Annotated in this window: 15 protein-coding genes and 1 tRNA gene; 3 read left to right on the forward strand and 13 right to left on the reverse strand. The window is 60.3% G+C overall.

Translation table 11 applies throughout. The annotated features are described in order from the left end of the window. Positions 1-48: 48 nt before the first annotated feature. Positions 49-1260, forward strand: coding sequence for an Ig-like domain-containing protein (locus EPN51_RS26395; protein ID WP_293048801.1), 1212 nt, complete (start codon positions 49-51; stop codon positions 1258-1260). A gap of 9 nt (positions 1261-1269) precedes the next feature. On the opposite strand, the gene EPN51_RS26400 is transcribed toward EPN51_RS26395, so the two are convergent. After that, complete coding sequence (locus EPN51_RS26400) at positions 1270-1653, reverse strand: hypothetical protein (protein WP_293048803.1); 384 nt, start codon at positions 1651-1653, stop codon at positions 1270-1272. Between the two features lie 311 nt (positions 1654-1964). Between EPN51_RS26400 and EPN51_RS26405 the strand changes: the two genes are divergently transcribed. Continuing rightward, positions 1965-3152 carry a site-specific integrase gene (locus tag EPN51_RS26405; RefSeq protein WP_293048805.1) on the forward strand — a complete coding sequence of 396 codons (1188 nt, stop codon included), beginning with the start codon at positions 1965-1967 and terminating at the stop codon, positions 3150-3152. 130 nt (positions 3153-3282) lie between these two features. On the opposite strand, the gene EPN51_RS26410 is transcribed toward EPN51_RS26405, so the two are convergent. After that, positions 3283-3882 (reverse strand): hypothetical protein, encoded by a 600-nt coding sequence (locus tag EPN51_RS26410; protein ID WP_293048807.1) that lies wholly within the window; start codon positions 3880-3882, stop codon positions 3283-3285. A gap of 814 nt (positions 3883-4696) precedes the next feature. Here EPN51_RS26410 and EPN51_RS26415 point away from each other — a divergent pair. Beyond that, positions 4697-5191 carry a hypothetical protein gene (locus EPN51_RS26415; protein WP_293048809.1) on the forward strand — a complete coding sequence of 165 codons (495 nt, stop codon included), beginning with the start codon at positions 4697-4699 and terminating at the stop codon, positions 5189-5191. A gap of 410 nt (positions 5192-5601) precedes the next feature. Here EPN51_RS26415 and EPN51_RS26420 read toward each other — a convergent pair whose 3' ends face one another. The 11 genes from EPN51_RS26420 to orn all read right to left on the reverse strand — a co-directional run bounded on the left by EPN51_RS26420 (position 5602) and on the right by orn (position 13673). Continuing rightward, positions 5602-5808 (reverse strand): hypothetical protein, encoded by a 207-nt coding sequence (locus EPN51_RS26420; RefSeq protein ID WP_293048811.1) that lies wholly within the window; start codon positions 5806-5808, stop codon positions 5602-5604. A gap of 645 nt (positions 5809-6453) precedes the next feature. Continuing rightward, entirely contained in the window at positions 6454-7737 is a 1284-nt protein-coding gene (locus EPN51_RS26425; protein ID WP_293048813.1) for a phage major capsid protein, read from the reverse strand. Between the two features lie 1943 nt (positions 7738-9680). Then, on the reverse strand, positions 9681-10244 hold the full coding sequence (locus EPN51_RS26430; RefSeq protein WP_293048815.1) for a DUF2510 domain-containing protein: 564 nt from the start codon (positions 10242-10244) through the stop codon (positions 9681-9683). 174 nt (positions 10245-10418) lie between these two features. Beyond that, positions 10419-10643: a hypothetical protein gene (locus EPN51_RS26435; RefSeq protein WP_293048817.1), complete on the reverse strand. Its 225-nt coding sequence runs from the start codon at positions 10641-10643 to the stop codon at positions 10419-10421. Continuing rightward, positions 10636-10851 carry a hypothetical protein gene (locus EPN51_RS26440; protein WP_293048819.1) on the reverse strand — a complete coding sequence of 72 codons (216 nt, stop codon included), beginning with the start codon at positions 10849-10851 and terminating at the stop codon, positions 10636-10638. Before EPN51_RS26440 ends, EPN51_RS26435 begins: the two co-directional genes overlap by 8 nt. A gap of 7 nt (positions 10852-10858) precedes the next feature. Then, entirely contained in the window at positions 10859-11332 is a 474-nt protein-coding gene (locus EPN51_RS26445) for a hypothetical protein (protein WP_293048820.1), read from the reverse strand. A 220-nt stretch (positions 11333-11552) separates the two neighbouring features. Then, the gene (locus tag EPN51_RS26450) at positions 11553-11975 is read right to left on the reverse strand and encodes a helix-turn-helix domain-containing protein (RefSeq protein WP_293048821.1); all 423 of its coding nucleotides are present in this window, start codon (positions 11973-11975) and stop codon (positions 11553-11555) included. After that, entirely contained in the window at positions 11975-12547 is a 573-nt protein-coding gene (locus tag EPN51_RS26455; protein WP_293048822.1) for a hypothetical protein, read from the reverse strand. The genes EPN51_RS26450 and EPN51_RS26455 overlap by 1 nt, the downstream gene beginning before the upstream one ends. Then, the gene (locus tag EPN51_RS26460; RefSeq protein ID WP_293048824.1) at positions 12547-12744 is read right to left on the reverse strand and encodes a helix-turn-helix domain-containing protein; all 198 of its coding nucleotides are present in this window, start codon (positions 12742-12744) and stop codon (positions 12547-12549) included. Before EPN51_RS26460 ends, EPN51_RS26455 begins: the two co-directional genes overlap by 1 nt. 157 nt (positions 12745-12901) lie before the next feature. Next, positions 12902-12977, reverse strand: a tRNA-His gene (locus EPN51_RS26465). 48 nt (positions 12978-13025) lie between these two features. Next, positions 13026-13673, reverse strand: a complete 648-nt coding sequence (gene orn / locus EPN51_RS26470) for an oligoribonuclease (RefSeq protein WP_293048826.1) — start codon at positions 13671-13673, stop codon at positions 13026-13028. Between the last annotated feature and the right edge of the window lie 130 nt (positions 13674-13803).

Below are 13803 nucleotides of genomic sequence, written 5' to 3' on the forward strand. Positions count from 1 at the left end.
ACTAGAATGCCCGCAGCGAGGTCAGCGGTGACCAACTTCGAGAATTGAATGGAAGGTCACTGGATGACGTCTTTGCGTGGACGCCGATCGTGGCTGGCAGTCGTGATCGTCACGGTTGCTGTGTTTGGCGTTGCCTGCGGCGGCAACCACGCGGCGGCGCCGGCGAAGGTCATCTTCGACAAGGGCACTCCGTTCGCCGACCTGCTGGTCCCCAAGCTCACCTCCTCGGTGACCGACGGCGCCGTCGGCGTGACGGTCGATGCACCGGTGACGGTGGTCGTCGCCGACGGCGTGCTCGCGTCGGTGACCATGGTCAACGAAAACGGCAAGTCAATCAGCGGGAAATTGAGCGCCGACGGCCTGCGCTGGGCGACCACCGAGCCACTCGGCTACAACAGGCGCTACACGCTGAACGTGACGGCGACCGGGTTGGGCGGCGCGGCCAACAAGCAGATGAGCTTCCAGACCAGTTCACCCGCCCACCTGACCATGCCCTACGTCAGTCCGGTCGACGGCGAGGTGGTGGGCATCGGCGAGCCGGTGGCGATCCGCTTCGACGAGAACATCGCGGACCGCGCGGCGGCACAGAAAGCCATCACCATCACCACGAACCCGCCGGTGGAGGGTGCGTTCTACTGGCTCAACAATCGCGAAGTGCGTTGGCGTCCAGAGCATTTCTGGAAGTCGGGAACCGCCATCGACGTGGCGGTCAACACCTACGGGGTGGATCTGGGCGACGGCATGTTCGGTGAGGACAACGTCAAGACGCACTTCACCATCGGCGACGAGGTGATTTCGACGGCCGACGACACCACGAAGACGGTGACCGTGCGGGTGAACGGTGAAGTCGTCAAGACCATGCCGACGTCGATGGGCAAGGACAGCACGCCAACGGCCAACGGTGTCTACATCATTGGGGCGCGGTTCAAACACATGATCATGGATTCCTCGACGTATGGGGTTCCGGTCAACTCGCCCAACGGATATCGCACCGAAGTCGACTGGGCCACGCAGATGTCCTATAGCGGAGTCTTTGTGCACTCCGCGCCGTGGTCGGTGGGCGCCCAAGGCCACTCCAACACCAGTCACGGATGCCTGAACGTCAGTCCGAGCAACGCCGAATGGTTCTACGACCGCAGCAAGAGCGGTGACATCGTCGAGGTGGTGCACACCGTGGGGCCGACGCTGCCGGGCATCGAGGGGCTGGGCGACTGGAACATCCCGTGGCCGCAGTGGAAGGCGGGCAACGCCAACACCTGACCGGTGCGGTCAGTCGATCTTGTGCCAGCTTCCGCAGCTTCTGGTCATGAACGCGGTATCAGTCGGCAAGATCCGAACCACCTGCGGGCCGTCGCCGACGTTGTTGTCGATGATGTCGTTGGTGTCGAAACTGCGCAGCCTCGCCCAATAGCACCCGTATTTGCCGCCGTCGGTGCGATAGGTGCCCGCCGCGATCTCCTTGTTGACGATGTAGGTGCCGTTGGCCTCGATGGCCGTCTTCGGTCCCGGCGGAGGCGGCGGGGTGACGGTCTTCGTCACCGTTTTCGTTTCCGCCGGCGGGGTCGATATGACAGTGGTCGCCGTGTGGCTCGACCCGCCGCAGCCCGCGACGAGCAACGCGACCGCCGCGATGACGGTTTTCGTCGCTCGCATCGTGGGCGAGACGGGACGTTGTCTGTTCACTGGTTTCCACTCACGGGTGCAACAGCGGTGCGCGGAGTCGCTACCACCGTAAAAGGTCAGGGAGCGGCGATGCTCCCTGACCAGTGGGGTGAGTGACGGGACTCGAACCCGCGACATTCAGGATCACAACCTGCAGGTGAAAATTGGCCATCTATGCACTTCAATCTATCTTTTCAGTCGGGAACTGCCAGAGACATGACCGGACAGAAGGCCTGGTAAGCAGCCATTATTGGAAGCATTAACGACACGCTAACGACACGATGGTCTGCTAAGTTGCCTACATGGCCAGGACGACGACCAGAAAGAAGCCCCAGCGGCGCACGTGGGGCACGCTGCGTACCCTGCCGAGCGGAAATATCCGCGCCTCCTACACCGCCGACGACGGCTGCGTGTACTTCGCCACGAGAACGTTCGACTCCAAGATTGACGCGGAGGGCTGGCTGGCACATGAGCGCAGGCTACTTGACCGGGGGGAGTGGACCTCGCCGCAGACTCGGGCCGCGCTGAAGAAATCGGCGGGAATGACTCTGCGCGAGTACGCGTGGCGGTGGATGGATGCCGAATACCGCCTTGAGAGTCAAATCCTCAACGACCGCCCGCTTCGGCCCAAGACGCACGCCCTGTACACGCGGTTGTTGGATAGCCGGATACTTCCCGATCTGGGTGATGAGTTGCTTACCGCCATTACGCCCGAGCGGGTTAACAAGTGGTGGGGTTGGCTGGGCGGCGAATACAGCACCCCTACCAGCAACGCGCAGGCTTATCAGTTGCTCAAAGCCATCTATAGCACCGCCGTGGAGGAGAGGGCCGCGCGGGAAAACCCCTGCCAGCACAAAAAGGCCGGGAAGCCGCCGAGACCCCGCGACGTGCAGCCTTTGACGCCCGCTGAACTGGTCAAGGTGGCAGAGTCCGTGCCTGAGCACTACCGGGCTGCGGTAGCCGTGGCGGCATGGTGCGGCCTGCGGTTCGGGGAGTTAATCGAGTTGCGGCGCAAGGATGTTCACACGGCCGGCGAGAGAATGACGTTGAGCATCAGCAGGGCGGCGACCACCGTGACGACCAGGGGCAAAAGCACGCTAGAGGTGGGGCCGCCCAAGACGGACGCTGGCATTCGGGACGTGACAGTTCCCCCGCACGTCGCGGAGATTCTGCGGGCGCACATGAAGGCGCACACGGGCAAGGGTCCTGAATCGTTGGTGTTCACCACAACTAGGGGGTTGCGGCTGTCGCAAACCGCGTTCACCAAGTCGGTAAAGAACGGTTTCGCCAGCGTTGGCAAGCCGAAGATGCGGGTCCACGATTTGCGCCATGTCGGGGCGACATTGGCAGCCCACGCTGGGGCGACCACCAAGGAACTTATGAGCCGGATCGGGCACACCACCCCGGCAATGTCTATGCGCTACCAGATTGCGGCGCAGGAACGCGACATCCTTATCGCCGACAAACTGTCGGAACTGGCGAAGGGATGAACGACGATACCGACGCGGCGGAAGTCGTGCACCAGGCCGTTCGGGCCTAGCGCCCGCAATACGACAGATAGGCAGAAAGCCCCTTAAACGTGGGGTCGTGAGGTCGGAACGGCCGAAGAGCAGCGGGCACTTAGGAAGCGACCGAGACCAACCTCCCTAGAGATTCTGCAAGCTGAATTTCGGGTTTGGTTGCTCGCAGCTGGTCGTCCGCCAAGCGAGCAAGTCGCTCCTTCAGCCGGTGCGTTTTCGCTTTCAGTTCCCGCGTTTCTGCTTGGAGCGCCCACTTCTCTGTTTCAAGCTGGGTCATCTTGTCGCGAAGGTTATGAGAGTCTGCCGCCAGCCCGAAGTTAACTTCTTTGTTGTAGTCGGATGCGTAGCTTGCAGCGTAAATCAAATCGTTGACGAACTCGTATTCGCTATCGTCGGACGGAATGATAAAGCGCCGAACGGCAATTTTTTTGCTTCCCCTGTGCTGCACCATCAATAGCGCACCTGGGAACTTAAGCTTGCCGCGTACGGGTTCCAACATCCCCACCAAGTAGTCGGCTTCATGCACCGCATGAGCCTCTTTATCGGTGAGACGCACAAACAACGTGTAGGCCGTCTCTTCGTCCGGCTCGTCAAATACCCAGTACAAGATCGCGCCTCGGCCGAGCTTTAGCAGGTATGAGTGGCCGGCGATCGGGACGAGGGACTTCGGCTCACCCGACGGCCCAAGAAGATCGTCCACCCACGCGAAGGGATCGGCCCGTCGGCGTCGTAGAAGCATCAACCGTTCGAACCTCCCTCCTCCTCATGCACAGATTCGGCGATTTCCTCAAGTGTGACACGCCCATCGGCCGACCACCATGCGCGATGTCTATCTAGACTTCGCTCCCGAATCGGCGCGGAAATGCTGCCGTGAGTAGGAATCCCTTTCGACGGACTACTGAACGCCCAGTATTGGTGTTCCGTCAGATTCCGAACGATGAAGTACCTAGCGCGATCGTTCAACCGGGCGGGACGACGGAACGTCGCACGGATGGCGTCGGCAACCTCGTAACGGCCCTCTAGGACTGACAGTGTGAGCTCGGGACGTTGGGGGTCGTCGAACCTCGGCTGTGGCCGGAACCCGCTGTTTTTACCGCACTGCGTTAAGCACGTCTCAGCTGGGAAATTGGCGCTCTTCTCGGGAGCCGGCTCCCACCACTTCGGCTTTTGTGCCCGTTGGCCGTCCATCGGAGCTTTTATACCAGGTAAGGACACCTCACCCGTTAGATCCCCTAGTGGGTCGAGGCGCGACTAGGTGATGAGCGGCACGAGCCGACGTGCGTGTCCTTCACGTCAAATTGCGGCAAGCCAGGGCGGAACATAGGAGAGCCAGAAGCCGCCTACGCGATCCGACAACGTGATCATCGCCTACCGCCCGCAGCGCGACGAATAGGGCAGGCATAAGCGTACCGAGTCGGTAGGGAATTCAGTGTGTATGTTTGGTACGGAATTCCTTTGCTGTTCAACGTATCTCGTTGTTGACGGGCCTCGATGAGGCGGCTACTGTCGGCCGGATGACCGAGGCCAAGCAAACTGCCGACGAACCCACCTACGCGGACCTCTGGCGCGATGCCATCAACGAGACATACACAGACAGAGACGATCTCGGATATGTGCATGACTGCCTGCAAGACGGCGAGGACTACGAAGCGGCTGTCCTGCGCATCCTCACCAAGGCGGCGGACTGCCTGCGCGGCGGTGAGACCCACTCCTTTAGCGGCGAAGAGCTGGACGCTGTTAGACACCTCATGCCCGCCCACGAGGTACACCAGTCGGGCGCTCGGATCTGGGTGGGCCAAAACTTTACGGCGGAGGGAGCCGAGGCAAAGGCGCAGTTCGACCTACTAGCGGAGCAGCTGAGCAACATCGCGGCGATGCGTCGGCAACTGGATGATTCGGAGATGCCCGAGGACGTTCGGCAGATGATTCTGGGATTGCGGCAGACGCTCTGCGAAGCCGGATTGCCAGAGGAGATGATTGACGAGACCGCGGGCCTGGAATTGCCATGAGCGGTGATGACCAACCCATGAGCGACGCCGGGATAGGCGACTGCAACCTGTTGTGCCAGGAGGCGCATAGCATCGGGCGACTGACCAAAACAGCGGCCCATCAACCCATCCAGATCGCGCTACCTGGACACGCCCACGAAGGATGGCCACGGGAGGGCGACATCGAGCGGACATCGGTGTATTGCCAGCAGTGCGCAGAGTGGTACGGCGCCGATACCCGACTACTTAGAAGCAAGTTCGATGAACTAGTGCGCGATGAGTCGGAGCATAAAGCGGAGTACACTTTTGGGCATAGGGGGAAATAGCCCAGAAACACGAAAAGAGCCGCCAGATTTAATTCTGGCGGCTCTTTGTGTTTCTCCAGTATGGGGCTCTATCGTTAACACGGAGAAAACCGCTCTCCGTGGCGCTCAGAGCACCTTTTCAAACAGTGTAGTTTTATCGCCCTCCACGAAGGTGTGGGTGCGCTCGATACCGAATTTATCGAGACCACGAAGCACCCATTGTCTTGGGGAGAGCGTGCCCATGGGCAAGTCAATATCGGTGACCGTGAACGACTTGCCGAATAGTGGCTTGATCTTGTCGCCCTTGCTTGCGAGCGGGATTTCAATATTCATGATTACCAGTATATGGCGTTTTGCGGGATGGACTGAAAGGAAAAAGTTGGGAGTGTGGGAGCCGCGCGTCATTCGTGGAGTTGTATGGGCTACGCGGCTCCCACGTTTGCCCGCATGCGAGACCCCATTGTTTCCATGCGGGAAGAATGTGCCGGGGGCGCACCCAGAGGCGCCACCCGGCCCGACGCGCTCGGAATAGGAGAAATACTCGCGCCGGATTTCACCCGCGCAACCTGTGGGGGAAGGCGCGTCAGGGCGAAAGTTTAGGGGCCGGAGAATGAGCGAATCACCCGCCAAGGTTAGAGACTCATTCCCCGGCCAAGCTGCAGACGCCCAACTAACAGGCAGACAAGGACCTCAAAAAGCGTCTACGTACATGCCGCAATCGAAAGGCAATAACTATTGCGGCTTGTTTACCAGTCGCGTGCATGCCTAGCACCACTGGTGTTACCAGCCCCTAGTTTCTACGGCATGGGGCTGGGAAGGGTTTTTACTTGCGTGGACGGCGCCCCGGTCGACTGATCGGTTCTCGATCCTCGGTGCCGACGATCACGAGGGATTCGTCGTCAGGTGGGGGTGCCTCGCCGTGGATCTCCCGGCCGGGAAGGATTACTCGAGCCCGGCGCGGGCGATCTCGGTAGAGAATCACGGGGCGGTGATGCTCGTGGGCAGGCCCTGCAGCAGGTAGACCGCCGAGGCACGGACCACTGCGAGGTTTTCACGTAGTTCGGCGACCCAGGAGGCCAGGTTGCGGCTGAAATCGTCGCTGTCGTGGCTGGGCCCATTAATGACCAGACCCTCACGAACAACGACGTAACCCATCTTGGTCGTGTCCACCATGAACAGGTCGCCCTTGACGACATCGGTGGACAGCTTCACCGGCACATCCCAGACCTGCAGTGCGGTGTCCTGGGTCGGGTCCGGTGAAACGAGCGAGCGGTTCAACCCGTCCTTTTCCAGGCAGATCGCGTGCCAGGTGGTCGGGTGGACCAGGGCGAAGGTGGGCGAGGCCAGGGCGGCGCCGGTACGCATGGCGTCGATAGCGCTCAAAATCGAGTCCAGGTGGCTCTCGGTCCCCGACAGGGTTCCAGCGGTGTGGGTGCCGATACCCGAGATGTGAGCAAGGCCGGTCATATTCACCGAACCATCGGAATTGGTCGACCCGTCGCCGTAGAGCAGCTGGTGATTCTCCGCGGAGATGATGTTGCGCTGAAGCTGGGTGATCGAATAGCCAAGAGCCTGAGAGAAATCGGAGATCTGTTCCCGGCTCAGCTTGATTAACCCGGCGATCTTCGCGAAGTTGAACGTCTGCGACGTCAGCGTGATGTCCACTTGGGGCTTGGTCTGTCCCTCGCCGACAACGGCGGCCTGCGCGGCGGAAGTCGTGGTGTCTTTGAGGAATTCGTAGGACGAGGAATCCGCGGTGATGGCGGGCAGCAGATCAGCCACCCGGACATCCCAGACACGCTCGACTACTCCGGGATGAAGCTGCGCCGGCAGCAGTCCGGTCATCGACGACAGGGAGGTGGTGAGCGTCTTGGTTTCCGCGGAGAATGCCTTGACCCGAATGGGCTGGTTGGTCTCATACGAGCTGCCGATGGCTGATAGCGCCTTACCGTCAAATGTCAGGGGCGCGAGTTGACCACCCGTGTGGGTGATGTTCTTATCGGCCACCAGGCCGTCAAACAGTTGAGCGTTGGGCTTCTCCCCAATGCCTGCGGGATTAGTACCCATTTTCTTTAGGAATTCCTGTCCATGTTCGTAGGCAGCGTGTTCGTTTTCCCACGCTTTAAATTCCGCCTTCAGATCGGTGAAGGCTTTGTCTTTTTGCGCTTCGGTTAAGGTGGAGTTGTTCTCCACTTCTGTGCTGAAGTTGTCTAAGCGCTCGCACAGTTCACGGCCCTTAGCGTTGAGCCTGTTTACATTCATGTGTTGCTTTCGATAGTCGTTGTGGGACGACCAGCGGACGCGTATTAATGCGGGTCACTAAGGAGCGGCAACGCGTCGGGTGGTGGGCTTGTCTGTGTGCGGGTTATCGTCGGCGGGCAACTTCTCAGTGACCGAGAAGTTGAGCGGCCTTGGATAAGCGGCGGGACGCAGCCGTGGGAAGTGCGCAGTGTGCTGCGCACTTCTAGGGGTTTAACCCAAGTCTGTTGTTATCGTTGGTCGAGAACCGGGGGCGCTGGCTTCGTCCCCGGCTCTCTCCACCCTATGACGGTGGTTGTGCCATGCGGTAGGAGCCGTCGCAGCCCTCGCCACCGCGCCAGGAGCCGGGGCCGTGACTTCTGTAGCGGCCCAATCTGTCGACGGCGACGAGACTCTGACATACCGGGTATTTCTGCCGAGGGCGCTTGGGGGTCTGGTAGCGACGCGACATTGGTTAAGCTCTGTGTTCTGAAATATGTTGCTGTGATCCAGTTTTCGGCACACCGGCGAGGTGGTCGAAACGTGCTTGCATCTCGGCGATTACGACATCGCGATCGGTGGTGTCGCGCCCATTCAGCCGGTCGACGTACTTGCCCTCGGTGAACACCCTTAGCAGGGAATCCAGGTGGGACATCTCGCTCTCACCAGCACGTTTACATCCCTCGCAGCACCAGCGCGTCGGGCGGCCACCGTTGGGAATCTTGGTAATTGGAGTGTTGCACTTCGGGCAGGCGTCTGGGTGGTACCGCAATGAATCTCCTTATGTGACACCTTGTTTGGCGTACGTTTCGTTCCGAAATAAGTTGGCGAAAGGTATTGCGCGCCAGTGCATCCCGAGTTATCATCGTTGTCTGAGCACAGAGTAGGTTAGGAAGGCCCGGGAAGCCGCCTCTGACCTGCGCAAATCCGGTTTAAAGCCGTTGGGGTACAACGGAATTCGTGGCACGCGCATGACATGACCCGAAGGGTCGTGAAATACGTTGCAGACCAAGGATTTACAGCCACCTCCACCCCAAGGATCAAGGGGCAACGGGATTGGTCACCAGGCACCATGCAACCGTGGGATCAGCAAACCGCGCTGAGAATCAGCTGTACCCCAACGGATCTCAGTTCTCTTTGCCTAGCTCATGCCGATGTGCTGAATGTGCTTGCCATCCAACAGATTAGTGGCAAATGTTCAACGCGCTGAACACGTAAGCACTCGCTGGCACGGGCGTGGTAACGATCAGGTGGCCTCAACACCGGAACGCTTTGTTCCAGTTCTCTGGCTGCCGATCAATCGAGCGCAAGCCCAGGTGTAGTACAAATGCCGACCGCTGGTCGTGGTTCTACAGCTCGCTTAGTCGGTCTCTCCTGCTGCATATGCGTGACGTGCGTCTGGGACTTGGCCAGCGGGAAATACACGGCGGCGTCGGTAACCTGCCCTAGCCTTCTAGGTGTAGTTGCGTTTACCTGAGCTAGGAGCACGTCGTGTCGGAGTACTGGCTAGAAGAGGACACCTGCGAGATATGCGGTGGTCCGGTCGCGGTCCACATGAAACAGGATTACGCGCACGGCGGGATTCCCCTCCGATCCATTGTTCAGCGGGTCCTCTGCCTTAATGGCTGCCTGGGCCAGGTCATCTCCCCCGAGCGCATGATGAATCGCGGCGCATAGGCGAGCTACGAAACCACACAGTTCGTCATTGCGCCGGGGGTGCAGATGGGCGCGAAACACCCCGACGTGGTGAACGGGATGACGGTGAGGATCAGCGCGAGAGCGATTCGCTTGGTCATGGCCCGTTACTATACAGGTGTTCGATAGTTTCAATAGGCAAGCTAGGTTAATGTCAATTAGCCGGTTGGACGGCCCCATCTGCGTGGCTTTCCCGATACATTTGCACGGCATGATCTTGCCGCTTGGGCCTGACTACCCGCTACTAGACAGCCCGGTCGACGCCGTGCATCTCACTTGAGCCCTTCGATGCAGCCTTTCATGAAGTCGTCCTTATCGAAGTCTTTGGGCGGCGAACTGAACATGAACCGGGTTCTGTAATCGAGTTCGCAGGCGTTCTCTGGGTCCATCCCCATCCTGTCGTAGAAGTTACGAGCGGTCCCATGACGGGCAGATTCTTGACCCATTTTGTACCAGCGGTCGTCGTGGAAAATATGGGTCAGCGAACCCGAAACTACGGCGCCAATCACAAGCAGTGAACCAATTGCGACTATTACCGAGATCAGTTTGTTTTTAGCGATAGCGCCACGTCTGGCCGACGGCGGTTGCGTCGGACCGTAGGGCCATGCCGCTAGCGGGTTCTGCCCGAACTGCGCGTAGTGCTGCGGCGGCGGGAATCCCGGTGGCTGTGGAATCGGTTGCCCGATCAACGACGCTGCCCGCGCTGCAGCATCTGGCGGCGGTGGCTGCCTTCCGGGACGGCGATACTCGGTCCAACGTTGGCCATCCCACCAGCGCTCGGTACCTGCGTGTTCGGGGTCGTTGTACCAGTCAGCCGGTGGGTGAGTTGGGTTCACGGCTCCATGAAATCCCATGCAACGAAGGCGGCGCTGCGATTTGGAGGACCTGGCTGGTGATCGCTTCCGGATGGTTGGGCACACTTCACGTGCCAACGCCCAAGCAGCGTCGGTCCAACGCGTATTCGCCTGGATCTACAGGCGCAAGAGGCTAAACGGGGCTCCGCGTGGCTTCTAGGGGGTGAAAAGCTCCGGGGCTGCGAACAGCAGAGCCTTACCAATATTCAACGCGACATCCTTCGCGGCCTGATACGTCATGGGGATGATGAATGCGGGAGCGTCAACGGGGTCGACACGTAGCCCGATCACCGGGCCGCGGTCTTTATCGTCGTCCAGAAGGATCTCGAAGGAATCGGCAATGACGGCGGCGTAATCGGCGCCGTGGATGGTCTTATTCATGTGTGCTTTCTAATGGGTAGCGCATGATACGGGCTTTCGCCGGGCTGGAAATGCGCGGTTGTAGTACGTCGTGTAATGCGTGGGCGAGTTCTGCGGCCTCTTTGGCCGTGAGCAAGATATGGCTGGTGCCCTGCTCGATGGCGTATCCGCCATTGCGCCGGCCCGCGATAATCACGTCGGTGCCAGCAGTCGAAATTTTGGTAATCATGGTGTCCTTATGCGGCGAGTGAATAGCGGGCGGGGCGCTCGATGAGCCTGTAGCCCGAGACGCGGAATCCGCTGCGGGGTGCGCGTGCGACCGGGCGGGCTGACATCAGCGCCTCAAGGCAACGCAGTTCATGTTTGCGCGCCTCGTGTTCAACGATCTTGTAGGCGAGGTTGGCCGGGGTGTTGTCGGTGCTGATGCCGTTCAAATGCACGATGTCGATCGGGATGTCGACGTGCTTGTCACACACCCAGCAGCGCCACAGCCGCGGCCCTAAATGGGCGCGGGCGAGCACTTCGCCCTTACTCACGTAGTCGCGCTCGCCCCAGTACGATTCCAGCGTCACGTAGACGAAATCGCCGTCGATGGTGTCTTGAATGATGTTGCGGCTGCCGTTGCGAATCGCGCCGTCGGTGAAACGGTATTGATAGTCCGGACGATATCCCGGAATCCTCAGCGGCAACCAGAGAGTTGGTCGTCCCACTTTTCCTTTTTGTTCCTGTAATCCTTCACTACTAACTTTACGTCATGACCACCCAAATACCGGGAGCGAACACGATTTACTCCGGCTTCGCCGCGGGGGCCGCTCTAAAGTAATTGGTGTCGGTACGTCACCTGACAAATCGACCCATTCGACAACTCATCTTGTCCAGGCCATGCTTACGCAACCGACTACTTACGTGAGATTGCACGGACAACGGAATTCATGCGGCACTGCATGCATGATCTGATGAGTAATGATCTGTTGGTACATGATCTGATGGGTCGTCACCCGTGACGTGTTGAGCCCACGGATCTGACGGGTTGACATCTTCATTTTGACGGGTTGACCCACCCCATTTGACGGGTTGAAACAACTCGTATTCGGCTGCCCAGTGGGCGCCGTTGCCGCTGCGCCCGCCACGTGATACCCGACGTAGCAGGCCGAGTTCTTCCAGTTCTTCTAGTGCCCGCTCGATGGTGCTCACCGAGCAGCAGCAATCGCGGGCCAGACGGGCGTTTCCAGGGTAGGCACGGCGCCCGTGCTCGTTGGTGTAGTCGAACATGGCCACGAGCACGCGGAAGGTGTTGGGCTTCATCTTGACGCCGTGTAAGCCCTTGAGCCACTGCAACTTGCTGAAGGTCATCACGCCACCCCCGCAAGGATGGCCTCGTGAACATTGTCGTCATTCAAGAAATTCGGGTCGATGACGTACTCGGCTTCGCCGCGACCGTGCTCGGTGTGGATGTAGGCCAGCAGTTCTCCCGGCTTGGCGCGGTGGACGTAGACGTGGCCGATTCCCTTGCCGAGGTCGCGGTCGGCGAACCACTGCGCGCGCGCCGGATCGGTGGTCCACGATATGCCAAGGTGGCGTTCGCGGTGGCATCCGCGATACAGCTCGATGGGTTGGGTGGGCCGCTGCGCGGGCTGTCCGCCGTGGGTGTAGCCAGCCTCGTCGAACAACTCAACCCACATGTAGGGGTCAAGGTTGTTCACCGGGAACTCGGCCGACGACCACACATCGGCCACCAGCTCGGGGTGCTTCACGACGTCGATGCTCCCCTGACAGAACAGGTCGAGCAGCAGCCCCGGTCCGTTGTTGCGCCCAACGTGACGGGCTGCGGTGAGGAACGTGTCGGCGTCCATCTCGCCGTCGAACCCGTAGTAGCCGTTGTCGTCCATGTAGAGGCCCACAATCCAGTGAGCCTTAGTGGGCATTAGGCGGCGCATCCAATCGGCTTGCACATCTTGATGATTGACTCGCGGTCGATGCGAATCAGGCGCGGCCCCACACGATAGGCCGTCAACCGGCCCTGCGCGATCCAGCGGCGGATCGTCTTCTCGTCGACGCCGAAGAACTCGGCAGCCTGGCTGATCGTGGGATTCGGGGGAAGCCCTGTCTTGATCTGGTTCATTGTGTCCGTGAGCCTATCCCTGGCATGGGACAAGCGACGGCAACACAACAACTTGTGTTTGCGTGACGCGACCCGTCTTAGTGCCGTAACGACACGCTAACGTCACGAGTCCTCACAGATGAAAAAAGGTCAGAGGGCGAAAATACCCTCTGACCTGTGGGGTGAGTGACGGGACTCGAACCCGCGACATTCAGGATCACAACCTGACGCTCTACCAACTGAACTACACCCACCATGGCTGCGTGCCGACCGCGGGCCGGCACGAGCAGCGACTGTAGATACTAGCCGCTCGGCGGCGCGCCGGCCGAATCGCTTGGTCCCGGTGCGTTTTTTCCACCGCCAAGGGCGGCGACCGCCGCCTCGATCTCGCTGGTAGACGGGCCCGGTGGGGAGACGAACGCGGTCCGTCGATAGAACTGCAGTTCGCGGATCGATTCATGGATGTCGGCCAGCGCGCGGTGGGCGAGCCCCTTGACCGGCTGACCGAAGTAGATCCGCGGGTACCAGCGCCGGCAGAGTTCTTTGATCGAACTCACATCGATCATGCGGTAGTGCAGGAACGTGTCCAGGGCTGGCATGTCGCGCACGATGAACGCGCGATCGGTGGCGATCGAGTTTCCGGCCAGCGGCGCCGTCTTGGGTTGCTTGACGTGTTGGCCGATGTAGTCCAGCACCATCGCCTCGGCGGTCGCGAGATCCACGGTGGATGCCCGCACTTCGTCGATCAGCCCGGAGCGCGAATGCATTTCGGTCACCACGTCGCCCATCGCCGAGAGGGCGGCGTCGTCGGCGTGGATCACCACGTCCACTCCGTCGCCGAGGACGTTCAGATCGGCGTCGGTGACCAGCGCCGCGATCTCGATCAGCTTGTCCGAACCGAGATCCAGGCCGGTCATCTCGCAGTCGATCCACACCAATTCGTCTCGCACAGCGCTCAGACTAGTGGCGATCGCAAGTGCGGCGGAGCCGGGCGCGGCGGGTCGCCACCATTGGGCTAGTGGCGATCGCAAGTGCGGCGGAGCCGGGCGCGGCGGGTCGCCACCATTGGGCTAGTGGCGA

The sequence above is a fragment of the Mycobacterium sp. genome (assembly GCF_004298145.1).
Lineage (GTDB): Bacteria > Actinomycetota > Actinomycetes > Mycobacteriales > Mycobacteriaceae > Mycobacterium.

What these genes read in the sequence shown, in the direction of transcription:
- EPN51_RS26405 (WP_293048805.1), top strand. Translation starts at nt 1,965, where the DNA reads ATGGCCAGGACGACGACCAGAAAGAAGCCCCAGCGGCGCACGTGGGGC.
- EPN51_RS26460 (WP_293048824.1), bottom strand. Translation starts at nt 12,744, where the DNA reads ATGAACCAGATCAAGACAGGGCTTCCCCCGAATCCCACGATCAGCCAG.
- EPN51_RS26440 (WP_293048819.1), bottom strand. Translation starts at nt 10,851, where the DNA reads ATGATTACCAAAATTTCGACTGCTGGCACCGACGTGATTATCGCGGGC.
- EPN51_RS26435 (WP_293048817.1), bottom strand. Translation starts at nt 10,643, where the DNA reads ATGAATAAGACCATCCACGGCGCCGATTACGCCGCCGTCATTGCCGAT.
- EPN51_RS26415 (WP_293048809.1), top strand. Translation starts at nt 4,697, where the DNA reads ATGACCGAGGCCAAGCAAACTGCCGACGAACCCACCTACGCGGACCTC.
- EPN51_RS26450 (WP_293048821.1), bottom strand. Translation starts at nt 11,975, where the DNA reads ATGACCTTCAGCAAGTTGCAGTGGCTCAAGGGCTTACACGGCGTCAAG.
- EPN51_RS26455 (WP_293048822.1), bottom strand. Translation starts at nt 12,547, where the DNA reads ATGCCCACTAAGGCTCACTGGATTGTGGGCCTCTACATGGACGACAAC.
- EPN51_RS26420 (WP_293048811.1), bottom strand. Translation starts at nt 5,808, where the DNA reads ATGAATATTGAAATCCCGCTCGCAAGCAAGGGCGACAAGATCAAGCCA.
- EPN51_RS26425 (WP_293048813.1), bottom strand. Translation starts at nt 7,737, where the DNA reads ATGAATGTAAACAGGCTCAACGCTAAGGGCCGTGAACTGTGCGAGCGC.
- EPN51_RS26395 (WP_293048801.1), top strand. Translation starts at nt 49, where the DNA reads ATGGAAGGTCACTGGATGACGTCTTTGCGTGGACGCCGATCGTGGCTG.
- EPN51_RS26400 (WP_293048803.1), bottom strand. Translation starts at nt 1,653, where the DNA reads ATGCGAGCGACGAAAACCGTCATCGCGGCGGTCGCGTTGCTCGTCGCG.